The following is a 22,983-nucleotide window of genomic DNA, read 5'->3' as shown; positions in this document are numbered from 1 at the left end:
GCTATCCTTTCGATTGGACGTCAAAGTTCTACTTATGTTCGGCGTCCCACTGGGCAACCTGCGGAAGGTCGTGGCCCATGCGGTCGCGTTTAGTACGCAAGTAGTCAATATTATCCGCGTGGGCAGGGGCTGCCAGCGGCGTGTGGTGGCTGGCGTCCACGCCAAAGCCACTCAGCCCCTCGCCCTTATGCGGATTATTGGTTAAGAGGTTTGCGGATTCTATGCCGAGATCGCGAAGGATCTGCCCGGCCACGGAATACTCGCGGGCGTCCTCGGGCAGTCCCTGCTCCAGGTTGGCATCGACGGTATCCATGCCCGAATCCTGCAGACGGTAGGCCTCCAACTTATGCAGAAGTCCGATGCCACGGCCCTCTTGACCGCGCAGGTAGATGACCACACCGCAGCCTTCTTGGCTGATAAGGCGCATGGACTCATGCAGTTGGGGCCCGCAATCGCAGCGCCGTGAACCAAAGGCATCACCGGTTAGGCATTCGGAATGGACGCGCACCATGACGTCGCGTGCACCCCGCAGTTGGGCGGGTTCCCCTACGACCAAAGCAACGTGTTCCTGCCCGTCTACCTCATGGCGGTAACCGATGGCGGTGAAGTGGCCGTATTCGGTGGGTAGCTCGGTGGTTACCTGGCGGGTGACTTGCGTTTCATTATGGCGGCGCCACTCGATGAGCTGCGCGATAGAGATCATGGAGAGTCCATGCGTATCGGCAAAGCGACGCAACTCTGGTGAGCGCGCCATGTCCGTGGGGTCATCTTCGGAGACGATCTCGCACAGCACACCGGCCGGGCGCAGGCCCGCTAAGCGGGCCAGATCAATGGAGGCCTCAGTATGTCCGTCCCGCTCCAGAACGCCGCCTGGGCGGGCACACAGCGGCACCACGTGGCCTGGCCGGGTGAATTCGCCCGGCGTGGTGTTGGGGTCTGCCAGACGCCGGATGGTTTCTGCGCGCGAGGTCGCAGAAATACCGGTACTACCCGTCGCTGCATCCACGGTCACCGTGTAGGCGGTGCCGCGAACATCCTGGTTGACCGCCAGCATCGGCGGTAGGTTCAGCCGGTTGCAATCTTCTGGCAGCAAGGGTGCACAGATATATCCAGAGGAATAGCGCACCATGAAGGCCACAAGTTCCGGGGTGGCTAGCTCTGCGGCGAAAATCAGATCGCCTTCGTTTTCGCGATCCTCATCGTCGATGACAACAACCGGCTTACCAGCGGCGATATCCGCGATGGCCTGGTCGATGGAATCTAGACGGATGGAATTCTCACTCGCGCTCATAAGGTAGCAGTCTAGTCCTTAGCCTCAGGGGGTTTAGCTTCGGGGTGAAGCATCTTTTCTACATACTTGGCCAGCACATCCACCTCGAGGTTTACCTCTCCTCCCACCGGCAAGGCGCCGTGAATGGTATCGCGCAAAGTGGTGGGGATAAGGGATACTTCGAACCAGTCGGGGCCCACGGCGCTCACGGTCAGCGAGGTGCCGCTCACGGCAATAGAGCCTTTTTCCACGACGTACCGGGCAAGCTCGGATGGCAAGCTAAACCGCAGCACATCCCAATTCTCGGAGCTAGTTCGGCTCTGCAGCGTAGCGGTACCGTCCACGTGTCCTTGCATGATATGCCCACCCAGCCGGGTGGTGGGAAGCAGGGCCGGTTCGACATTGACCGGATCTCCCTCGGCAAGGCGCCCCAGTGCTGTGCGGTCCAGGGACTCCTGCATCACATCCGCACAAAAAGTATCCGCAGACAGATCCGCCACGGTAAGGCATACGCCGTTAATGGCAATGGAATCACCCAGTGCGGCCTCCGCGACGGTACGCGGGGCACGAATGCTCAGGCGCAGCGCGTCTGCGTGCGGTTCCATTGCCTCCACGGTGCCCAACTCTTGTACTAGCCCAGTAAACACTTCCAACCTTTCTCGCTCACTGCTATGTCCAGCGTCTAGCGCACGTACTCAATAAGAACGTCATCACCCAGCGCCTTCATTCCCACCCGGCGGAAACGGGTGGCCTCTGCCAGCGTCTGAGTCACGGGGTGCGCGAGTACACCGCGGCCCTCGCCTAGCAAGAGTGGCGCAATATAGGCGGAGATAGCATCCACCAAGTCGGCCTTGAGGAAGCTGCTAGCCAGGCCTGCGCCTCCTTCCACGAGGACGTCGCGGGCACCGGTGGCGTAGAGCTCTAAGAGAGCTTCTTCGATGCTCTCGTACTGCTCGTACCCCAACTCGCGCAGGTGGCTTGCCGCATCGCCCGCCGATGCCAAATCACGCTTGCCGATGACCACCCGGCGTGGTTGGTGCGCGCGCAAGCTGCCGTCGTTAAAGCGCGCGGTGAGCGAGGGATTATCAGCCAGCGCCGTGCCGGTGCCCACCACGATGGCATCGCGGTGCGCCCTATCGGCATGCACCCAGTCGCGCGCCTCCTCGCCCGTAATCCATTGGCTGGTTCCATCGGCCGCGGCTGTAAAACCGTCCAGCGTTTGCGCGAACTTCAAAGTGATGTGAGGCCGTTGGGTGCGCACAGCGAATAGCCATGGCACCAAAGCATCCTCGGCGTGCGGGGGCTTTTCTAGCTTGGCGACGTCCACTCCAGCCTCCGCCAACACTTCTGCTCCACCCGCAGCCTGCGGGGTGGGATCGGCGTGGAGGTAGTACACGCGAGCCACGCCGGCATCGATAAGCGCCTGCGCGCAGGGACCCGTGCGGCCGGTATGCGCGCAGGGTTCCAAGGTGACCACGGCCGTGGCCCCGCGTGCTTTACCTCCGGCCTCCTGCAACGCCATGACCTCGGCATGCGCGCCTCCCACGGGCTGGGTGGCACCGACGCCCACAATTTCCCCAGCTGGCGACACGATGACCGCGCCTACCGGTGGGTTAGGGCTCGTGGTTCCACGGACTTCAGCACCCGCGGCCATTGCGCGCAATAGCGCAGCGGAGAGAGTGCTGTCTTGTAGCTCCGCACCCATTAGGTACCAGCCGCCAGATCACGCAGCTGCTTGACGACGCCGGCGGGATCGTCCGATTTGAATACAGCTGAGCCTGCCACGAAAGCGTCGCAACCCGCCTCCGCGGCTGCCTCGATGGTCTCGGGCGAAATGCCGCCATCGATCTCGATGACGGTATCAAAGCCCTGTTCATCAATCGCACGGCGCAGCTTACGGACCTTCTCCAACATCTCCGGCATGAACTTTTGCCCGCCGAAGCCGGGCTCCACAGACATCACGAGCACCTCATCGAAATGGTGCAGCTTGTCCAACCACGGCTCGATGGCGGTGCCTGGCTTGATGGAAAAGGCCGCGTGCACACCCAAATCGCGAATGCGCTTGGCCAAGTTCACTGCCGCCTGGTCATCGGCGACGGCCTCCACGTGGAAGATAATCGTATGCGCGCCCGCCTTGGCATAGGTCTCCACCCACTTTTCGGGTTCCTCAATCATGAGGTGGACATCTAGTGGCTTATCGGTGCTGCGATGGACCGTGGCCGTGATATCTGGGCCGAAAGACAGGTTGGGCACAAAGTGCCCATCCATAATGTCCACATGGACCCAGTCTGCGGTATCAATCGCCGCTAGTTCCTCGCCCAAGCGAGAAAAATCAGCGGCCAGGATGGAAGGGGAAATAATCGGTGCGGACATGCCCACCAGTCTATCGCGATTAGTCGGCTGCGCGGCGAAGGGCCGCAAAGAACATGGCGTCGGTACCGTGCCGATGCGGCCACATCTGCACGGATTTCTCATGGCCCACGTCTCCCATATCAGGAATGAGAGCATGTGCGTCGAGTTCTTCCGCGCCAAGTTCGCGCACAGCGCGGTCAACGATGCCCCGGGTTTCGCGCAGATCTGGCGAACAGGTGGAATAGATGACCACGCCACCTGGACGCACTAGGTTTAATGCGGAAGACAAGAGCTCGAATTGCAGCTGGTTGAGCTCGGTAATGTCAGACTCGGACTTGCGCCACCGCGCCTCGGGGCGGCGACGGAGGGCACCGAGGCCGGAACAGGGGGCATCGACAAGCACGCGGTCAAAGCCCTCCCCCACGCCGGGATTGCGGCCATCTGCCACATGGACGTCCACAGGTAAATCGCTCACCGTCTTCCCAATCAGCGCCGCTCGGTGCGGGGATACCTCCACTGCATCGACGTGCGCGGAGTCGATGCGGGCAAGCGCGCCCATCAATGCCGCCTTACCGCCGGGACCGGCGCAGAGATCCAGCCACCGGCCGGTATCCTCGCCCTCGAGGGGCGCCTCGCATACCGCGCGAGCAATCAGCTGCGAGCCCTCGTCCTGCACGGCCGCCAATCCTTGGCGCACGGGTTCCAATTGGCCGGGGTCACCGGATTCCATGTACACCGCATAAGGGGAATAGCGCCCCTCCTCATTGCCGGTCATCAGGGCCAATTCCTCGGCCGAGATTTCCCCAGGGCGCGCCACCAGATGCACCGAAGGTCGATCCGAATCTGCCGCCAGGGCAGCCTCCAACTCCCCTAGGCCCAACACGCGGCTAAACGATTCCGCAATCCAGGTGGGGTGGGCATGCTTAAAGGCGATGCCGGCGATTTCCCCCTGTGGAGCGAGCTTGTCCAGCCAGGTCTTAGCTGGCGTGCGCGTAATGGTGCGCATGATGCCATTAGCAAAGCCCTTGGCTTTGACTTCACCGGCGGCTTCTACCAAACGAACGGTGGTATCAACCGCCGCGTGTGGCTCCACGCGGGTATAAAGAACTTGATAGGTGCCTAGGCGCAAGGCATCAACCACGGCTGGGGAAATGGCCTCGAGGCCGCGCGAAGAGCACTCTGCGATGACGGCATCAACTACGCCAAGGGTGCGCAGCGTCCCGTAGGTGATTTCGGTGGCGAAGGCGGCATCGCGCCCCTTGAGCTTTTGCTTGCGTAGTGCCTTGGGCAAAATGAGGTTGGCGAAAGCATCATCCTCGCTTACCCTGCGCACCACGTCGAAGGCGACCGCACGCGGCGCATCCACGCCCGCAGCCAGCGCGGCCTGAATCAGTCCGCTTTCCTGGCGCTTGCCGGGACGCTGGCCCTTAGCAGCAGCCTGCCGGCCACTGTGCTGCCCACCGCGGCTACCATGCTGCTGCCGTTGCGGGCGGCCGCCGCGACCCTTCACACCAGCGGATTTGTGGGAGTCCTGCGGCTTACCCGCCGGCGACTTATCCCCGGACTTGCTGCGGGAACGGAAACCACCACTCATTGAAACTTCACCTCGGCATCCTTGCCTAGTCCGCGGGCCCAATCGGCCGCGTTCATCATCTTCTTTCCCGGAGGCTGGATTTTACCCAGCTGGACTGGCTGCGTACCGGTACCGATGAATACGGCATTCTTGGCAATGTGCAGCTGCCCTGGTTCTAGTTCCTGTGGAACCGCCGCCTCATCTTTGAGGCTAACCGGTCCAATCTTCACGCGGGCCTCGTCCCACATGGTCCATGCACCCGGACCAGGCGTATGTGCGCGAATGTGCCGATCGATGGCAAATGCCGGTTGGGTCCACTCCACGCGGGCCTGCGCGGTAGAGATTTTCGGCGCATAGGTAGCCTCACCCTGCTGCGGTTGTGCCTCCAGCTGCCCCGCCGCTAAGCCATCCATGGTGGCCACGAGCAGATCGCCACCGGAATAGGCAAGGCGCGTCAACAGGTCATCAGCAGTATCGGTGCCTTTAATCTCCTCCGTCACGGTACCGAGCACCGGGCCGGTATCAAGGCCCTCTTCAATGCGGAAGGTTGATGCGCCGGTCACGTCATCGCCTGCGGCAATGGCCGCCTGCACTGGTGCCGCGCCGCGCCATGCCGGAAGCAAGGAAAAATGCAGGTTTACCCAGCCATGCTGTGGTAGTTCCAGCAGGTCCTTAGTCACCAGATTGCCGTAGGCCACCACCGGAATCGCCTCTGGTTGCAATTCCTTTAAGCGGGCACGCAGCGCCTGACCGTCCTCCGAGTCAGGGCACAGGGTGGTTGGGGTCAATACTTCAATGCCATGTTCTTGGGCGAGCGCCTTCACTGGGCTCGGGTGAAGAGTGCGGCCGCGGCCCTTCTTCGCGTCTGGGCGAGTGATTACCGCCACCACCTCGTGCGACGAGGCAAGCAGCTTTTCCAAGGCCACAACGGCTGGCTCAGGGGTACCGGCAAAAATAATCCGCATGCGGGGAAACTCTCCTCTTAATATCGTTCAAAATACTAGGCTACAACGCCGCAACACTGCCGCCACAGCGAGTGGGCTACGAGGCGTTAAACCACTCGGATTCACGGATGGCGCGCATGGCCTCCTTGCGCACTGGCGCCTCCAAGCGTTGTAGGAAGAGCACCCCATCGAGGTGGTCCGTCTCATGCTGGATGCACCGAGCCATCAGTCCTGAGGCCACCATGGACACAGGGCGCCCCTCAATATCCTGGCCAGTCACAAAGACCTGGTTGAACCTCGTGGTTTCCGCGCTAATTCCCGGAATGGATAGGCATCCTTCCGGGCCTGTTTGCTGCTGCTCTCCCACCGGAGTCCAGACCGGATTGACAAGTGCCCCGCGCAGCCCAGATTGGGTATGCGAGCAGTCATAGACGAAGATTCGCTTCAAAATCCCCACCTGATTAGCCGCTAGCCCTACTCCCCCAGCTTTGTCCATGGTCTCGAGCATATCGCTCGCCAGAGCACGCAGACTAGCATCAAATTTACTAATTTCCTCCGCGCGGCTGCCCAAGACTGGGTCGCCGTAGATACGCAGCTCTCGAAGGGACATGGCAATCACACCTTTCTCATGGCACCGAGACCAAGCCGGCCGGCGGTGGCGGCTTCCTCCGTCGAGATTAGCGCATGAGCGCCTATGGCCCCGATATGGCTAACCCACGTGGATAGGGTCAACCACAATGCGCAAAGGCAGGTCATCCTTGCGGGCGCTGCGCGCGGCGTTGGCGCTGCGCAAAGCCCGCCCCAATTGGGACCGCGGCCCCAGCGGGGTGCGCACGACCAGCCGCTGCGGTGGGCCAAAGCGCTGGCTATCGTAGTCACCAGGCAGGCTCTGCCCCGGCGGAAGGGGAACTGGTCCTAATACCTCCGCGTGGTCTGGAAGATCCACAAGCTCGGCAAAGCCATCTAGGGATGCATCCGCACCGTCGATGGCAGCAAAATGCACCGCGGGTGGGAAGCGCACTTCGCGCCGGGCAGCAAGCTCTGCCGCGGCCGCGCCCACCATATCCCAACGCAGGAAATGCTGGACTACGGTGAGCGAGTCATCGGCCGCCAGGATTACTCGACCACCCTTGAAATGCGGCTGCACCAAGGTAGCCGCCTGCGCCCACTTCGCTAGGGTATCCTCCGTGGCGCGCAGGTCTTGCCGGTTGAGCAATGCCCCGGCATCCAAGAGCAACGCCGCGCCATAGGCTCCATCTTTTACTCTCGGTTCCGCACCAGGGGTGGCAATGACCAGCGCCGGCGCATTGTCCACCGCATCGAGCACCTTGTTTCCGCCTGAGACCACCACCCGCGTATTGGGAAAGGCTCGGCCCATTTCTTCCGCAGTGCGCTCCGAGCCCAACACGATGGCCCGCAGGCGCGGAGACCCACATTCGGTGCACCGATGCCGCGCCTCAATGCGACCGCACCAGCGGCAGGTAGGCATTCCCGCTTCGTCCGAGCCTGCGCTTGCCGACGCCCCCTTGGGCGGCAGCCCCAATGGCCCATTGCAATGCCGGCAGCGAGCCGGCGCTCGGCACTGGCCACAGGCCAAAATGGGCGCATACCCCTTGCGCGGGACCTGCACCAACACGGGCTCTCCTCTATCCAGCGCTTGGTGGGCGGCTTGGAAGGCCTGCGCCTGTACTTTTGTGGTGCCGCCCTGGAGGTCGCGGGCGATAGACAGACCGAACGACCCCACCGCCTCGATAGCCGGGCAACGCGCCGATATGGTCTGCTCTTTGGCCACCACGTCGTGCGCCCATCCTGATTCCACGAGGAGCTGTGTCTCCGCCGTCCGCGAATGGTTGGCCAAAACCATGCTGCAGCCTTCGAAGGCTGAGCGGGTGGTAAGTACTTCCCTCGCGTGGACGTAGGGCTTGAGGTTGTCGACCAAATTATCATTGCCATCATCGAGGATCACCGCCAGTTGCAGGTCTTTGACCGGGGCAAAAGCGGCGGACCTGGTACCAATGACCACGCGGGCTTGGCCCACTAGAGCGGAGAGATAGCGGCGATAGCGCGCCTGCGGGCCCATGCTATTTGTCAGCACCGTAATCTGCTTTGCCCCAAGTACCTGGCGAAGCGCGGCGTCTAAAGCATCAACGCCCTTCTGGTCCGGGGCGACGAGGAGAACCCCTCCTCCCCCAAGCGCCACTTTGGCAGCGAGTGCAGCCAGCGCATGTGCCCAATCATCGCCCGGGGCGATTTGCCAGGCGGCACGGGCGAGCTTGCCGGCCAGAATCGAGTCGACGAAAGCCTCGCCATGTTGATAGGCCGACCATCCTGATAGGTCGGGCTCGCTCGTGGTGCCGAGCTCCTCCCACGGGGTTTCTAGGTCGGATTCCTCCGCCTTGGCGTGCCGCGGCGGGATGGCGGAGCGGATAATGTCTGAGCGCACCCCGCCGTAGCGGTCAGCGAGGGCGTCGACAAGCCGGGCCAGTTGCGCCGGATAAACCTGGAAGGGTGAGATGATGCGCTCGATAAAGCGCAGGTTGCCGCCAAATTCAGAATCATGCCGGCGTTCTATGACAATCGCGTCCACCAAGCGCCCGTTGAAGCGGATGCGCACTTTAATCCCCGGTTGGACTTCTTCCGAGTCTGCCTCTTCAACGAGGTAATCAAATCCTCGGTCCAGGTGCGCAACCCCTAAAAGAGGCAACACCCGCGCAACCGGCTTCCGGGTGGCGGGTGTTTTCTTAGGCATAGGCCTCGATTCTACAGACCAGCGGCAGCACGCAATGCTTCCACTCGGTTCAACTGCTCCCACGGCAGCTCAACGTCGGTGCGGCCAAAGTGTCCGTAGGCCGCAGTTTGCGCATAGATGGGACGCAACAGGTCGAGCTCGCGAATGATAGCGGCCGGGCGCAGGTCAAATACCTGATTCACCGCAGCCTGGATATTCGCATCGCTCAGCCCTTCCTTGGCGGTACCAAAGGTCTCCACATACAAGCCGACCGGCTTGGCGCGGCCGATGGCGTAAGCCACCTGAACTTCAGCGCGATCTGCCAAGCCCGCGGCGACGATATTTTTAGCCACCCAGCGCATGGCATAAGCAGCGGAACGGTCCACCTTGCTTGGGTCCTTGCCGGAGAAGGCGCCGCCGCCGTGGCGAGCCATACCGCCGTAGGTATCGACGATGATCTTGCGGCCGGTAAGACCGGCATCGCCCATCGGTCCGCCAAGAATGAAGGAACCGGAAGGGTTGACCAACAAGGTCGTCTCTTCGGTGTAGTACTTGTCCAAGCCGGCGTCCTTGATAACCCATTCAAGGACCTCACTGCGCAAGGGACCTTCCAACCAAGCGCTATCGACCTCGGCATCGTGCTGCGTGGAAATGACCACGGTATCCAGGTGGGACGGCTCATTGTCGTCGGTATAGGCAAAGGTCACCTGGGTCTTGCCATCCGGGCGGAGGTGATCGACGATGCCTTCCTTACGTACCTGCGTCAGGCGGCGGGACAGGCGGTGCGCCAAAGCGATAGGCAGTGGCATGTACTCAGCGGTCTCATTGGAAGCATAGCCGAACATCAGGCCCTGGTCGCCTGCGCCAGCGGTATCGTTTTCGGCATCATAGTCCTCGTCATGGGCGCGGGCTTCAGTGGAGTTATCTACGCCCGCGCCAATTTCCTGGGACTGCTCGCCGATGGCGATATTCACACCGCAAGTGTTGCCATCAAAGCCGACTTCTGAAGAAGTAAAACCGATGGATTTAAGGGTGTCACGCACCAGCGCCGGGATTTCGACGTATGCCTCGGTGCGAACCTCGCCCACCACGTGGACTTGGCCGGTGGTTACCAACGTCTCAACGGCCACGCGGGATGCTGGATCCTTTTCTAGCAGGGCATCAAGGATGGCGTCAGAAATGGCGTCACAAATCTTATCGGGATGGCCTTCCGTAACGGACTCGCTGGTAAAAAGACGAGTTGCCACTGCAGCGTTATCAGTCACAAAAACTTCCTTATGTTCTCACTGTTGATTCGATGCTGTGGGTTTTCTACGCCCAAGCCTAATACCTCGCAAGCCTAGACCAAGCGGTCTATAAAAGCAATTTTAGTTGTCTACCCTTGAAACATTTCATTCACGGCCGAAAGAATCTGAGCGGCGACAACCTGCTTCGAGCCATGCTCCACGCGTTGCGGCGCGGAATCCGGGCGCAAGATCCACCCCTCGCTGGACTTTTGACCAAAGGTCTTTCCGCGCCCGACCTCATTGGCCATGAGCACATCGCAGCCTTTACGCGCAAACTTTTCCTGGGCGTAGTCCAAGGCGGACTTCTGAGTATCACCGGTTTCGGCGGCGAACCCCACAATTACGCACTCGGCAGGGATTTCCGAGCGGTTGCGCGCAACGACAAGCCCTTTGAGCACATCCGGGTTTTCCACCAGATGGAGCGTCGAGAGTGCATCGTCTGCCTGTCCCTTCTTCATCTTTGATTCGGCGACCACCGCCGGACGGAAGTCAGAGACTGCAGCGGCCATGATCACCACGTCCGCATCGCGGGACTCCTCGCGCATGGCGTCCTCCAACTCACGGGTGGAGACAATGTGCCGAAGCTTCGCGCCGCTTGGCACAGGAAGCTGGGCGGTATTACCCGCAACGAGGGTGACCTTGGCCCCCATCTGGGCGGCCCATTCCGCGAGCGCGAATCCCTGCCTGCCGGAAGAGCGATTACCCAAGTATCGGACCGGATCCAGCTCTTCCTGGGTACCGCCGGCTGATATGACGACTTTCTTGCCCTGCCAGGTGTGCTGCACTCGATAGCCTGCTAGTTCAGTACGGATAATCTCCGCGATTTGTTCCGGCTCCGGCAAACGACCTGGGCCAGAATCCTTGCCGGTAAGGCGTCCGTGGGCGGGCTCGATGACGGTAATACCGCGGCGCCGCAAAGTAGCCACGTTGTCCTGCGTAGCGGGGTTATGCCACATCTCAGTGTGCATGGCCGGGGCCACAATAACCGGGCACGTCGCGACCAATACGGTGGCCGTGAGCAAATCGTCTGCCCGGCCTGCAGCCAAGCGCGCGATAAGATCCGCGGTGGCAGGCGCAATGACCACTGCATCCGCATGCTGTCCTACGTTGACGTGCTGCACCTCATCCACGGCCTGAAACACACTCGTGGCGACGGGATGGCCGGACAGTGCCTCAAACGTGGCCGCGCCCACGAAGTTCAGTGCACTTTCCGTGGGGACAACGCGGACATCATCGCCCGCTTCTTTGAGGTTGCGCACGAGGTGGCACGCCTTGTAGGCAGCGATGCCGCCAGCGACGCCCAGAACAATATTGCGAGAGGTATCTTTATCAGTCACACCGCACGATGGTACCTGCCAACATAGACAAAGGCTCCACCCGCCGCGACCAAGAGGTGCACCCTAATTCGGGGATGCACATCCGTGGCGGCGCGTGGAGCCTTAAAGCTATTACACGCTGAGTGCTAGCTACTTGCCTTCCTCGTGGTCAAGCAGGCCAGCATCAATCTCGCGCAATGCGATGGACAAAGGCTTTTCGCCTGGCTCTGGGGTAACCAGCGGGCCTACGAACTCGAAGACACCTTCATCCTGCTCTTGGTAGTAGCTATTGATCTGGCGTGCGCGCTTAGCGGCAAAGATGACCAAAGCGTACTTAGAGGAAACCTTGTCCAAAAGCTCATCGATCGGGGGATCAGTAATGCCGATCGGATCATCAAATACTGGTTCCGCCCTTGCGGCTTCAGTGTTAGAAGGGGTGGTCACGTTAGTCACATGCACCTTTACATTGATTGAAGATGGTCAAAAAGGAGGTCTATGCCCGCAGGATATCACTAATGGCAGATACTGCCTCGTCCAGATCCTCGTTCACAACGACGTGATCGAACTCGTCCTGTGCGGCTAGTTCCTCATGCGCAGTTTGCAACCTACGGTCAATGACGTCTTGCGGCTCAGTACCGCGGCCGGTGAGCCGCTCCACAAGTACCTCCCATGACGGGGGTGCCAAAAAGACCAGGTCTGCCTCCGGCAGCGCTTTCTTAACACTCCGAGCACCCGCGAGGTCAACCTCAACGAGTACCGGCCGGCCAGCGGCCAAAGCTTCCTCTACCGGCTGGGCGGGCGTTCCAGAGCGCTGCAACCCGCCGTGGATATCAGCCCATTCGAGCATCTCCCCGGCATCGATTCGCTGCTGAAAGGTTTCTGGGGTGACGAAGAAGTAGTCGACACCGTCCTGCTCCCCGGGGCGGGGCTGGCGCGTGGTCATAGACACGCTGAAATACAGCCCCTCGACGTCACTGCGCAGACGCGAAACTACGGTGGATTTTCCCACTGCGGAAGGCCCCGCCAATACGACGAGGCGCCCGCGTGCAGTTGCGTCAGCCATGGTTGTGACTATTCGCCGTAGCCGAAACGCTCGAGGAGAGCACGACGCTGACGCTCACCTAGGCCGCGCAGACGACGGGTCTGAGCAATCTCCAGGTCCTCCATGATTTCCTTAGCCTTGACCTTGCCAACCTTCGGCAGAGCCTCGAGGAGTGCAGAAACCTTGGTCTTGCCGATGATCTCATCGGTCTCAGCCTTTTCGAGCACGTCCTTCAGGTCGGTCTCGCCGCGCTTGAGCGCAGCCTTGAGCTCGGCGCGAGCCTTGCGGGCCTCGGCGGCCTTTGCGAGAGCTTCCTTGCGCTGCTCATCAGTCAACTTTGGAAGGGCCACGGGTTTCCTCCGATTCATTAGATTGATTCTGTTACGTCTAGTACTTGGTACCAGATTACGGTTGCCTAACGCAGTTAATACACCGCGGAAAGTTATTAATAACCTTCGAGCAAACCGACTTCTGGCAATCCTAGCACTGCTCATTGAACGGTGACGATTAGCGGGTCCAAAAGCACGCCTATTTTAGCACGTCACCGCACATACCTTAAACAAAGTACCAGGTAAACGGCGCGGCTGTTAATCAGCCACGCCGCCTCTATTAGTCCCGAAACTCCGCCGCCACCTGAGCAGCTGCTTTGCGCAGGTCAGCGACGTCAGGACCTTGCTCCAGCACTGCTCGGGACACATTGGCAAATCCCAGCGATGGATGAGCAGATACAATGCCGTGCACCTGCTCTGGGCCAGCGCCCTGGGCGCCGACACCGGGCAGAAGAACTGGACCATTGAGCGCATCGAGGCGCGGCGGATTGTCCAACGTAGCGCCGACGACTACGCCGACATCGCCAGGCTTGTCGGCCTTGTTCGCCTCGACATTGAACGCGGCGCATTCATCGACGACGCCCTGAGCGATAGTGCTCTCCTCGCCCACCGGGACCGACTGGATGGCACGCGCCTCCGGGTTGGAGGTAGCGGCGAGGACGAATACACCGCGGCCAGTTTCTTCGGCCTTGGTGAATACCGGCCCCAGTGCGCCAACGCCTAGATAGGGTGACACGGTCACAGAGTCTGCGCGCAGCGGCGAGCTATCGCCGAGCCACCCATCTGCATAGCCGGCCATGGTGGAGCCAATATCGCCGCGCTTGGCATCGGCAACAGTAAGGCACCCCGCTTCCCGCAGGGAAGCCAAGACTTCCTCCAGGACCGCGAAGCCCTGAGAGCCAAAGCGCTCAAAGAAGGCAACCTGTGGCTTTACCAAGGCGGCGGTATCGCTAAAGGCTTCAACGCAGCGCATGCTAAAGGTCCGCAGACCTTCAGCGGTGGGCTCCAGCCCCCATTTCTCCAAGAGATATGGATGCGGGTCGATGCCAACGCACAGGCGCCCACGTTCCTGCCCGGCTTCTTCTAGCCGCGCGCCAAATCCTTTAGTGCTGTGGGCCATGCTCAAGCTCCTGGAGTGCGCGTACCTGCAGGTTGCCAATACGCATCGCTTCGATGCCCTGGACGGCTGCGGTTACACCCTGCACGGTGGTCACCAGCGGGATCTCCATGTGTACGGCGGCGGCGCGGATATCGTAGCCATCGTGGCGGGCACCGGCGGAGCCGGCCGGGGTATTGAGAATCCAGTCGATCTCGCCGTTGAAAATCTTATCCACGATGGACTCTTCGCCTTCCTTGGCCTCAGAGACCTTGGCGGCAACCTCGCACTCGATACCGTTGCGGCGCAGCATCTGCGCGGTGCCGGCGGTAGCGACGATGTTGTAACCCATGTGGGCCAGGCGCTGAATCGGGAAGATCAGGGTGCGCTTGTCGCGGTTGGCAACAGATACGAAGACGGTGCCCTCCGTGGGCGGCACGGCAAAGGCAGCGATTTCGCCCTTGGCATAGGCCGCACCAAAGTTGGTAGCCAAGCCCATGACCTCACCGGTGGACTTCATCTCTGGCGAGAGCAGCGTATCGAGCAGGCTGCCATCTGGGCGGCGGAAGCGGTTGAACGGCAAGACTGCTTCCTTGACGGCAATCGGGTGTTCCAGCGGCAAAGAGCCACCGTCGTATTCGGAAGGAATCATGCCTTCGGCGCGTAGATCCGCGATGCTCGAGCCCATCATGACGCGAGAAGCCGCCTTAGCCAGTGGTACGCCGGTGGCCTTGGATACGAACGGCACGGTACGGGAAGCACGTGGGTTCGCCTCGATGACATAGAGGATGTCGTCCTTCAAGGCGAATTGGACATTCATCAGGCCCTTGACGCCAATGCCCTCGGCGAGCAAGCGGGTGGACGTGCGGACCTTTTCAATGTCCTCGGGTCCAAGTGTCATCGGAGGCAGCGCACAGGAGGAGTCACCGGAGTGGATACCGGCCTCCTCGATGTGCTCCATGACGCCGCCCAGGTAGACCTCGGTGCCGTCGCACAGCGCATCAACATCAATCTCGATGGCGGAATCCAAGAAGCGGTCCACCAGAACCGGGTGGTCCGGAGACAGCTCGGTGGCGCGCTCGATGTAGTCTTCCAGCGCCTTTTCGTCGTAGACGATTTCCATACCGCGGCCGCCCAGCACGTAGGACGGACGAACCAGTACCGGGTAGCCGATGGAGGAAGCAACCTCGCGGGCCTCCGCGAAGGAGGTGGCGGTGCCGTATTCCGGTGCTGCCAATTCTGCCTCATCGAGGACCTTGCCGAATTCGCCGCGATCCTCGGCGGAGTCGATAGCTGCGGGGCTGGTGCCCACAACCGGAACGCCTGCCTCCTCCAAGCGGGCGGCAAGGCCCAGCGGAGTCTGGCCGCCCAGCTGGACAATCACGCCAGCAACGTCACCGGAAGCGGCCTCCGCGTGGTAGACCTCCATGACGTCCTCGAAGGTCAGCGGCTCGAAGTAGAGGCGGTCTGCGGTGTCATAGTCGGTGGAGACGGTCTCCGGGTTGCAGTTGACCATGACGGTCTCGTAGCCCTGATCCGAAAGTTCCAGGGCCGCGTGAACGCAGGAGTAGTCAAACTCGATACCTTGACCAATGCGGTTAGGGCCGGAGCCCAAAATGATGACCTTGCCCTTGGAGCCTTCCGGTGCCGGGCGAACCTCGGTCTCGGCATCCGGGTCAAGCTCATAGGAGCTGTAGTGGTACGGGGTCTGTGCTTCGAACTCGCCGGCACAGGTATCTACCGTCTTGTACACGGGGCGGATGCCCATGCGCCAGCGCAGGCTGCGTACGCCATCCTCGCCGTTGAATTCTGGGCGAAGGGCGGCGATTTGGGCGTCGGAAAGCCCAAAGACCTTGGCCTCGCGCAGCAGCTCCTCGGTGAGCACTGGGGCGTCGATAAGCTCCTGGCGGAAGGCCACCAACGTGGCCAGCTCAGCGATGAACCATGGGTCTACGCCGGAAGCCTCGTGGACCTCGTCTACAGAAGCGCCAAGACGAAGGGCTAGCTCGATGTCGTACATGCGGCCCTCGGTTGGGCGCTCCAGATCCTTGAGCACGGCCTGCAGGTCAGTGGCACGCTCGCCCGCGAAGTACTCATCCGGCTTGGTCCAGAAGCCATTCGGCTTGTTTTCCAAAGAACGCATGACCTTGTTCAGACCCGCGATGTAGTTGCGGCCGATGCCCATGGCCTCGCCCACAGACTTCATGGTGGTAGTCAAGGTGTCATCGGCACCCGGGAACTTCTCAAAAGCAAAGCGTGGGGCCTTGACAATGACGTAGTCCAGGGTCGGCTCGAAAGCTGCCTTGGTCTCGCCGGTGATGTCGTTTTGCACCTCGTCCAAGGTGTAGCCAATAGCGAGCTTGGCAGCCAGCTTGGCAATCGGGAAACCGGTGGCCTTGGAGGCGAGCGCGGAGGAACGGGACACGCGCGGGTTCATCTCGATGACGATGATGCGGCCGTCGTCCGGGTTGACCGCGAACTGGATATTGCAGCCGCCGGTATCGACGCCGACCTCGCGGATGATGGCAATGCCCAAGTCACGCATCTTCTGGAACTCACGGTCAGTAAGCGTCAGCGCCGGGGCGACGGTGACGGAATCGCCGGTGTGCACGCCTAGGGCGTCGACGTTTTCGATGGAGGCAACGACCACGACGTTGTCATCGCCATCGCGCATGAGCTCGAGCTCGTATTCCTTCCAGCCCAGGATGGATTCCTCAATGAGCACGTTGGCCTCAGGGGATGCGGCCAAGCCGCCGCCGGCGATGCGATCCAGGTCCTCATTATTGAAGGCCAGACCGGAGCCCAGGCCGCCCATGGTGAAGGAAGGGCGGACAACAACGGGCAGGCCAAGCTTGTCGACGGTCTCGTGGACCTCATCCATGTTGTGGCACACAGCGGAGCGGGCGGACTCACCGCCGATGGAGGCGACGATGTCCTTGAACTTCTGGCGGTCCTCGCCGCGCTCGATGGCGTCAATATCTGCGCCGATGAGCTCGATGCCGTACTTGTCCAAAATTCCTTGGCGGTCGAGCTGAACTGCGGCATTTAGCGCGGTCTGGCCGCCCAGGGTAGCCAGAACGGCGTCGATGGGGTGTCCCTCTTCGCGTTCCTTGACCAGAATCTTTTCGATGTATTCCGGCTCAATGGGCTCCACGTAGGTGTGGTCCGCAAACTCAGGGTCGGTCATGATGGTGGCCGGGTTGGAGTTCACCAGCGTTACGCGCAGGCCCTCCTCCTTGAGCACGCGGCAGGCCTGGGTACCGGAGTAGTCAAACTCGCAAGCCTGGCCGATGACGATCGGGCCGGAGCCGATGACCAGGACGTGGTTGATGTCGTTGCGCTTTGGCATAGTTATTCTTCCTTTTCCTGGTGGTCTACTTATTTGGGGTGTGGTTAGCCATCAGTTCTTCAAACTGATCGAATAGTGGGTTGGCATCGTGCGGGCCCGCCGCGGATTCTGGGTGGTACTGCACGGAGTAGGCCATGCCGTTGCGCAATGCCACGCCCTCGACGGTGTCGTCGTTGAGGCAGATATGGGTGACCTGGGCGGGGCCGAAGTCGGTGGCGAACTCGGCGTCCTTGCTGTCTAGGTCGTAGCCTTCCGGTGCCTTCAGCGCGAAGCCGTGGTTCTGAGAGGTGATATCAATCTTGCCGGTCACGTTATTGCGCACCGGCACGTTGATGCCACGGTGGCCGAACTTCATCTTGTAGGTGTCCAGGCCAAGCGCGCGGCCCAGGAGCTGGTTGCCAAAGCAGATGCCAAAGAACGGGATCTTGGCTTCGAGCACCTGCTTGATGATGCCCACCATTTCGTCGGCGGTAGCCGGGTCGCCCGGGCCGTTGGAGACGAAGACGCCGTCCGGGTTATAGGACTTCACCTTGTCAAAGGAGGTATTTGCGGGCACGACGATGGTTTCGATACCGCGCTGGGAGAAGTGGCGCGGGGTTGCGCTCTTCACACCCATGTCGAAGGCAACGACGGTGTACTTCTTCTCCCCTACGGCCTCAACCGTGTACGGCTCGTCGGTAGATACTTCTGCGGCAAGATCAGCGCCTTCCATAGAGTCCTGGGACTTAACTTCCTTGAGCAACTCTTCTACTGGGCGCTTTGCATCTTCGCCGGAGAACAGGCCGGCGGCAATGGAGCCGTAGTTGCGCAGGTGGCGAACCAAGGTGCGGGTATCGATACCGCGGATGCCAATGACACCCTGCTTTTCCATTTCCTCGCTCAGGCTGCGCTCTGCGCGCCAGTTGGATACGCGCTGCGCGAGGTCGCGAATGACGAGGCCCGCAACCCAGATGTGGTTGCCGTGGGACTCATTGTCCTCGTCGTTCCAACCGGTATTGCCAATGTGCGGCGCTGCGGAAACCACAATCTGGCGGTGGTAAGACGGGTCCGTCATGGTCTCCTGGTAGCCGGTCATCGCCGTGGTGAATACGGCCTCGCCCAAGGTGGTGCCGGTGGCACCAAAGCCATAGCCGCGGAAGGTGCGCCCGTCCGCGAGAACGAGGATTGCTGGGGTTCTATCAGTCACGTCGTGGCCTTTCTCTGCCATATAGGTGGTCTCAGTGTGCAAGGTTAGTCTTCTTCGGAGGCTGCCAAGTCAAAAGTGACGGCACCTCGCAAAATGGTGTGGGTAACGCGGGCACCAAATTCTTCGCCAGCGTACGGGTTGTTTTCGGACTTGGAGGCCAGCTTCGAGGAATCAGAAACCCAATGGTGGTTTGGGTCCACAATGGTCAAGTTGGCAGGCTCGCCCTCTGCGATGGGGCGGCCATGGCCTGGCAGGCGGGTGATTTCTGCTGGGCGCTCGGACATCACGCGAGCAACAAAGCGCCAATCCGCTAGGCCGGACTCGACGAAGATCTTGGCGATGACGGCCAAGGAAGATTCCAGGCCCAACATGCCAGGGCGGGCATTTTCAAACTCCACGCACTTGTCTTCGGAGCCGTGCGGGGCGTGGTCGGTGGCAACACAGTCGATGGTGCCGTTAAGCAGCGCCTCGCGCAGGGCTTCAGTATCGCGTTGTTCGCGCAGCGGCGGGTTGACGCGGAAGAGGCCATCGTAGGTGCGCAGCTTGTCATCGGTCATCAATAGGTGGTGCGGGGTTACCTCGGCGGTGAGAGGAATATCCTGCTCCTTTGCCCACTTCAGCAGCTCCACAGTGCCCTGGGTCGAGGCGTGGCAGATGTGCACGCGGTTGCCGTAGTCGCGCGCCAATAGGGCGTCTCGGGCCACGATGGATTCCTCCGCCACGCGCGGCCAACCGCGCAGGCCGAGCTTGGCCGCGGTCTCGCCTTCATGGGCGGAAGCACCGGCGGTCATGCGGTCATCCTCGGCGTGCTGAGCCAGCAGCACGTCCATGCCCTTGGCGTATTCCAGAGCACGACGCATGAGCTGCGGATCCTGGACACACTTGCCGTCATCGGAGAACATGCGGACCTTGGCGTCCGAGCGCGCCATCATGCCGAACTCAGTGAGGGTCTTGCCTTCCAGGCGCTTGGTAATGGAGCCCACCGGGTGGACGTCGCACAGCGCTAGTGCTTGGGACTTGGCCCACACGGACTCAGCGATAATCGGCTGGTCGGTCACCGGGTTGGTATTAGCCATGGTGAACACGGCGGTGAAACCGCCCTTGGCGGCAGCCTTGGAGCCGGTCTCAATAGTCTCGGTATCCTCGCGGCCGGGCTCGCGCAGGTGCACGTGCATATCCACCAAGCCCGGCAGAAGTACGTTGCCCTGGCCGTCGATAACCTGTGCATCCTCGGCTTCTGCTGTGGCGCCGATGGCAGCGATAATGCCGTCCTTGATTACGACATCGGTGGGCTCGCCTTCGCCGTACAGGCGCACATTCTTAATCACCAGTGGGGTTTCCGCCGGCGCGGAAAGGCGACCGGTTTCCGGGTAAGTAGTCATTGTCTCTCCCTAAAGTTGAGTGTGGGTCGCGGGTTTAAATGCCGGCGTTTTCGCCATTGGTCAGCAGGGTAAACAGCACCGCCATGCGGGCGTGTACACCGTTGTGCACCTGCTGCAGGACCGCAGTCTTGTCCAAATCTGCGACGCCGTAGTTAATCTCCATGCCGCGCAGCATCGGGCCTGGGTGCATGACGATGGCGTCCTTATGCATGGCCGCCGCGCGATCCTTAGACAGGCCAAAGAGGTTGGCATACTCGCGGTGGGAGGGGAAGAAGCCGCCGTTCATGCGCTCCTGCTGCACGCGCAGCATCATGACGACGTCGGCGTCTGCGATTTCCGCATCAAAGTCATAGGACACGCGCACTGGCCAATTCTCTACCCCAAAGGGCATGAGGGTGGCTGGGCCCACGAGGGTTACCTCAGCACCAAGAGTGGTGAGCAAATCTACGTTGGAGCGTACGACGCGCGAGTGCAGGCAATCGCCCACAATCTTGACCTTCAGGCCGGCAAAGCCTTCGTCGCTATGCAGTCCTAGGCGCTGACGCATCGTGACGGCGTCGAGAAGCGCCTGCGTTGGGTGCTGGTGCGCGCCGTCGCCCGCGTTAATCACTGAAGGACCCTTGCCATTAGGGGCAACCCACTGGGCTAGCTGCTGGGGCGCACCAGAGGAAGGGTGGCGCATGATGATCGCATCGGCGCCGATGGCGGCCAAGGTAAGGCCCGTATCCTTCAGGGACTCGCCCTTCTTTACCGAGGAGGTGGAGGCAGACAGGTTAATGACGTCCGCGGACATCCACTTGCCGGCCGTTTCAAAGGAAGAGCGGGTGCGGGTGGAGTTTTCATAAAAGAGGGTATAGATGGTCCGCCCCCGCAGGGTCGGCAGCTTCTTTACTTCGCGGCCTTCTAGGGCCTCCCGGAAGCGATCCGCTTCATCCATTAGACCGATGATTTCGCTTCGGTCCAGCTCTGCCATATCGATGAGGTGCTTCATGGTTATGCCTCCCCCGTTTCGGAGCCAGCTCCGTCAGTTGTTGCGGCGGCTCGGGTCAATACGACCGCATCCCGGCCGTCAATCTCGCTGTTGTATACGGTGACGTCTTCTTCTCGCGCGGTGGGCAGATTCTTACCCACATAGTCGGCGCGGATAGGAACCTCGCGGTGGCCGCGATCTACCAAGACGGCCAGCTGAATAATGTCCGGACGGCCCACGTCACTCAACGCGTCCAAGGCGGCGCGGATTGTGCGGCCGGAATACAGCACATCGTCGACCAAGATGACGATGGCATTATCGATGCCACCGGTGGGAATCGTCGTCGGTTGGAGTGCGCGATGCGGCTTATTCAAAAGGTCATCGCGGTAGAGAGTGATATCGAGAGAGCCCCATGGGACTGCAACCCCGGAAAATTCTTCAATCTTGTGCGCTAGGCGCTGTGCAAGAGGCACGCCACCAGAGGGAATGCCAAGCAGAATGACCCGCGGTGCGTCCGCGGAATCGAGCGCCGTTTTTTCAATGATCTGGTGCGCGATGCGTGCAACGGTACGCGAAACGTCATCGGAGCTTAAAAGCTCTAGCTGCTTCGCGGTAGCGTCAGTTCCACTCATCGTGACCTCCTTCCCCGCCTCACGGTGCGGTCTTTAAAGGATGCCGGTTGATGGTCTCAAAAATGTCTATGCTCTTAGACACAGAATACTCTAGCACCTTCCCCACCATTTGGGTGAGGGCGAAAAGAAGGAGGCACTTCACACAGTGAGTTTTTCCGCCGAACACATAGTTCCCGCCCCGCGCGAGCAGGTCTGGCAATGGCATACCCGCCAAGGCGCTTTAACCCGTCTGAACGCGCCCTTTGCCTTCATGAAACCCATCCAGCAGGCCCAGAGCCTAGGCGATGGCACCTCCATCCTGGGCCTTCCGGGCGGCCTGCGCTGGACTGCTCAGCATAAACTTTCCCAGTACCGCGAGGGCTATGAGTTCACCGATGTGTGCGTGAACTCGCCCATTCGCAAATTTGCCACATGGCAGCACCACCACACCTTTGCGGATCACCCGGACGGCACGCTCGTTCGCGATGAAGTCACTACCCGCATCCCTTCGGCGGCGCTGGAATCGGTCTTTGCTTATCGGCAGCACCAGCTCATTGAGGATTTTTCCTTTCTCCGGCGGCTTGCCGACGCCTCCTTAAACACCGAACCACTAACCATCGCCATGACCGGCTCCCGCGGCAGCGTGGGTGCAGCGCTCAGCGCACAGCTGCGCACCGCCGGGCACACGGTGATCCAGCTCGTGCGCGGCACGGCCAGCAAAGGTCAGCGCACCTGGCGGCCAGAACATCCCGATCCCGACCTTCTGCGCGGCGTCGACGTCCTCGTCCATCTGGCAGGCGAGCCCATCTTCGGCCGCTTCAACGACGAGCACAAGGCCGCCATCCGCGATTCCCGCGTTGGCCCCACCGAGCGCCTAGCCCGTCTAGCGGGCACCACGGATTCCGTCCGCACTATGGTCTGCGCCTCTGCCGTGGGCTACTACGGTGCGGACCGCGGCGATGAGATTCTCACCGAAGATTCCGCACCTGGGGAGGGCTTCCTGGCAGACGTAGTGGTCGACTGGGAGCGCGCCTGCGAACCCGCCCGCGCCGCGGGCACCCGCGTGGTCAATATTCGTACCGGCATCGCCATGTCGGGCGGCTCCGGCCTCCTGCCACTGCTGCGCGCCCTCTTCTCTACCGGCCTGGGCGGTCCCTTCGGCGACGGTGAGTTCTGGTTCAGCTGGGTTGCCCTCGATGACCTGACGGATGCCTACTTCCGCGCCATCGTGGACGATTCGCTGGAAGGCCCGGTCAATGCGGCCTCGCCTAACCCGGTGCTCAACAAGGACTTCGTCAAAGCCCTTGGCGCAGAGCTACACCGCCCGGCCTTACTCCCCGTTCCGCCCTTCGGTCCCGCAATTTTGCTGGGCAAGGAAGGCGCCCAAGAGTTGGCCTTGGCGCAACAACGCGTAAGCCCCACGGTTCTACACAACATCGGGCATACGTTCCGCTACCCCACGATCGATACTGCTCTCGCCCACGAACTTGGCGGCGAGCACCTATGGCAGTCCCAGTAGCTAGATAAGAACTTAGGTAAACTAGCAAAG

The 22,983-nt window shown here is 61.1% G+C and carries 20 protein-coding genes; 1 reads left to right on the top strand and 19 read right to left on the bottom strand.

The window, feature by feature from the left end; all coding sequences use genetic code 11:
- Positions 1-28 precede the first annotated feature (28 nt).
- The 19 genes from QP941_RS02695 to pyrR form a co-directional block, all read right to left on the bottom strand.
- Positions 29-1,291, bottom strand: coding sequence for a bifunctional 3,4-dihydroxy-2-butanone-4-phosphate synthase/GTP cyclohydrolase II (locus QP941_RS02695; RefSeq protein ID WP_284867912.1), 1,263 nt, complete (start codon positions 1,289-1,291; stop codon positions 29-31).
- An 11-nt stretch (positions 1,292-1,302) separates the two neighbouring features.
- Positions 1,303-1,917 carry a riboflavin synthase gene (locus tag QP941_RS02690; RefSeq protein ID WP_284766521.1) on the bottom strand — a complete coding sequence of 205 codons (615 nt, stop codon included), beginning with the start codon at positions 1,915-1,917 and terminating at the stop codon, positions 1,303-1,305.
- Between the two features lie 35 nt (positions 1,918-1,952).
- Positions 1,953-2,975 carry a bifunctional diaminohydroxyphosphoribosylaminopyrimidine deaminase/5-amino-6-(5-phosphoribosylamino)uracil reductase RibD gene (ribD, locus tag QP941_RS02685; protein WP_284867910.1) on the bottom strand — a complete coding sequence of 341 codons (1,023 nt, stop codon included), beginning with the start codon at positions 2,973-2,975 and terminating at the stop codon, positions 1,953-1,955.
- Positions 2,975-3,643 carry a ribulose-phosphate 3-epimerase gene (gene rpe, locus QP941_RS02680; RefSeq protein ID WP_284867909.1) on the bottom strand — a complete coding sequence of 223 codons (669 nt, stop codon included), beginning with the start codon at positions 3,641-3,643 and terminating at the stop codon, positions 2,975-2,977. The genes ribD and rpe overlap by 1 nt, the downstream gene beginning before the upstream one ends.
- A 19-nt stretch (positions 3,644-3,662) precedes the next feature.
- A complete protein-coding gene (locus QP941_RS02675) occupies positions 3,663-5,216 on the bottom strand; it encodes an RsmB/NOP family class I SAM-dependent RNA methyltransferase (RefSeq protein ID WP_284843923.1) in 1,554 nt (517 codons plus the stop codon).
- Complete coding sequence (gene fmt / locus QP941_RS02670) at positions 5,213-6,160, bottom strand: methionyl-tRNA formyltransferase (protein WP_284867907.1); 948 nt, start codon at positions 6,158-6,160, stop codon at positions 5,213-5,215. The genes QP941_RS02675 and fmt overlap by 4 nt, the downstream gene beginning before the upstream one ends.
- A 76-nt stretch (positions 6,161-6,236) precedes the next feature.
- Entirely contained in the window at positions 6,237-6,749 is a 513-nt protein-coding gene (gene def, locus QP941_RS02665; protein WP_284867906.1) for a peptide deformylase, read from the bottom strand.
- A gap of 99 nt (positions 6,750-6,848) precedes the next feature.
- Positions 6,849-8,888 carry a primosomal protein N' gene (locus QP941_RS02660; RefSeq protein WP_284843920.1) on the bottom strand — a complete coding sequence of 680 codons (2,040 nt, stop codon included), beginning with the start codon at positions 8,886-8,888 and terminating at the stop codon, positions 6,849-6,851.
- Between the two features lie 11 nt (positions 8,889-8,899).
- Entirely contained in the window at positions 8,900-10,132 is a 1,233-nt protein-coding gene (gene metK / locus QP941_RS02655) for a methionine adenosyltransferase (RefSeq protein ID WP_239277672.1), read from the bottom strand.
- A gap of 110 nt (positions 10,133-10,242) precedes the next feature.
- Positions 10,243-11,490, bottom strand: coding sequence for a bifunctional phosphopantothenoylcysteine decarboxylase/phosphopantothenate--cysteine ligase CoaBC (gene coaBC / locus QP941_RS02650; RefSeq protein WP_284867905.1), 1,248 nt, complete (start codon positions 11,488-11,490; stop codon positions 10,243-10,245).
- A 129-nt stretch (positions 11,491-11,619) separates the two neighbouring features.
- Complete coding sequence (rpoZ, locus tag QP941_RS02645) at positions 11,620-11,922, bottom strand: DNA-directed RNA polymerase subunit omega (protein ID WP_284867904.1); 303 nt, start codon at positions 11,920-11,922, stop codon at positions 11,620-11,622.
- Between the two features lie 40 nt (positions 11,923-11,962).
- Complete coding sequence (gene gmk / locus QP941_RS02640) at positions 11,963-12,532, bottom strand: guanylate kinase (protein ID WP_049378220.1); 570 nt, start codon at positions 12,530-12,532, stop codon at positions 11,963-11,965.
- A gap of 8 nt (positions 12,533-12,540) precedes the next feature.
- Positions 12,541-12,861, bottom strand: a complete 321-nt coding sequence (mihF, locus tag QP941_RS02635) for an integration host factor, actinobacterial type (RefSeq protein WP_005328460.1) — start codon at positions 12,859-12,861, stop codon at positions 12,541-12,543.
- A gap of 259 nt (positions 12,862-13,120) precedes the next feature.
- Positions 13,121-13,960, bottom strand: a complete 840-nt coding sequence (pyrF, locus tag QP941_RS02630; protein ID WP_284867903.1) for an orotidine-5'-phosphate decarboxylase — start codon at positions 13,958-13,960, stop codon at positions 13,121-13,123.
- Positions 13,944-17,285, bottom strand: coding sequence for a carbamoyl-phosphate synthase large subunit (carB, locus tag QP941_RS02625; protein WP_284867902.1), 3,342 nt, complete (start codon positions 17,283-17,285; stop codon positions 13,944-13,946). The genes pyrF and carB overlap by 17 nt, the downstream gene beginning before the upstream one ends.
- Positions 17,286-17,310: 25 nt before the next feature.
- Positions 17,311-18,492, bottom strand: coding sequence for a glutamine-hydrolyzing carbamoyl-phosphate synthase small subunit (gene carA, locus QP941_RS02620; protein ID WP_284867900.1), 1,182 nt, complete (start codon positions 18,490-18,492; stop codon positions 17,311-17,313).
- A gap of 23 nt (positions 18,493-18,515) precedes the next feature.
- Positions 18,516-19,853: a dihydroorotase gene (locus tag QP941_RS02615; protein ID WP_284843916.1), complete on the bottom strand. Its 1,338-nt coding sequence runs from the start codon at positions 19,851-19,853 to the stop codon at positions 18,516-18,518.
- Positions 19,854-19,887: 34 nt separating this feature from the next.
- A complete protein-coding gene (locus tag QP941_RS02610; RefSeq protein ID WP_179386552.1) occupies positions 19,888-20,844 on the bottom strand; it encodes an aspartate carbamoyltransferase catalytic subunit in 957 nt (318 codons plus the stop codon).
- Positions 20,845-20,846: 2 nt separating this feature from the next.
- Positions 20,847-21,455, bottom strand: a complete 609-nt coding sequence (gene pyrR / locus QP941_RS02605) for a bifunctional pyr operon transcriptional regulator/uracil phosphoribosyltransferase PyrR (protein WP_239277663.1) — start codon at positions 21,453-21,455, stop codon at positions 20,847-20,849.
- 145 nt (positions 21,456-21,600) lie between these two features.
- Between pyrR and QP941_RS02600 the strand changes: the two genes are divergently transcribed.
- Positions 21,601-22,953, top strand: a complete 1,353-nt coding sequence (locus tag QP941_RS02600; protein WP_284867899.1) for a TIGR01777 family oxidoreductase — start codon at positions 21,601-21,603, stop codon at positions 22,951-22,953.
- The last annotated feature ends 30 nt before the right edge of the window (positions 22,954-22,983 follow it).

Source organism: Corynebacterium sp. MSK150 (genome assembly GCF_030229215.1).
GTDB lineage: Bacteria > Actinomycetota > Actinomycetes > Mycobacteriales > Mycobacteriaceae > Corynebacterium.
The sequence above is the reverse complement of the archived record's forward strand: the minus strand, read 5'-3'. Positions and strand labels throughout refer to the sequence as shown.

Excerpts from the sequence above, each read along its gene's own strand:
- gmk (WP_049378220.1), bottom strand. The coding sequence starts at position 12,532 with ATGGCTGACGCAACTGCACGCGGGCGCCTCGTCGTATTGGCGGGGCCT.
- carA (WP_284867900.1), bottom strand. The coding sequence starts at position 18,492 with ATGGCAGAGAAAGGCCACGACGTGACTGATAGAACCCCAGCAATCCTC.
- fmt (WP_284867907.1), bottom strand. The coding sequence starts at position 6,160 with ATGCGGATTATTTTTGCCGGTACCCCTGAGCCAGCCGTTGTGGCCTTG.
- QP941_RS02610 (WP_179386552.1), bottom strand. The coding sequence starts at position 20,844 with ATGAAGCACCTCATCGATATGGCAGAGCTGGACCGAAGCGAAATCATC.
- QP941_RS02615 (WP_284843916.1), bottom strand. The coding sequence starts at position 19,853 with ATGACTACTTACCCGGAAACCGGTCGCCTTTCCGCGCCGGCGGAAACC.
- rpe (WP_284867909.1), bottom strand. The coding sequence starts at position 3,643 with ATGTCCGCACCGATTATTTCCCCTTCCATCCTGGCCGCTGATTTTTCT.
- QP941_RS02660 (WP_284843920.1), bottom strand. The coding sequence starts at position 8,888 with ATGCCTAAGAAAACACCCGCCACCCGGAAGCCGGTTGCGCGGGTGTTG.
- pyrF (WP_284867903.1), bottom strand. The coding sequence starts at position 13,960 with ATGGCCCACAGCACTAAAGGATTTGGCGCGCGGCTAGAAGAAGCCGGG.
- carB (WP_284867902.1), bottom strand. The coding sequence starts at position 17,285 with ATGCCAAAGCGCAACGACATCAACCACGTCCTGGTCATCGGCTCCGGC.
- def (WP_284867906.1), bottom strand. The coding sequence starts at position 6,749 with ATGTCCCTTCGAGAGCTGCGTATCTACGGCGACCCAGTCTTGGGCAGC.
- pyrR (WP_239277663.1), bottom strand. The coding sequence starts at position 21,455 with ATGAGTGGAACTGACGCTACCGCGAAGCAGCTAGAGCTTTTAAGCTCC.
- QP941_RS02675 (WP_284843923.1), bottom strand. The coding sequence starts at position 5,216 with ATGAGTGGTGGTTTCCGTTCCCGCAGCAAGTCCGGGGATAAGTCGCCG.
- QP941_RS02695 (WP_284867912.1), bottom strand. The coding sequence starts at position 1,291 with ATGAGCGCGAGTGAGAATTCCATCCGTCTAGATTCCATCGACCAGGCC.
- ribD (WP_284867910.1), bottom strand. The coding sequence starts at position 2,975 with ATGGGTGCGGAGCTACAAGACAGCACTCTCTCCGCTGCGCTATTGCGC.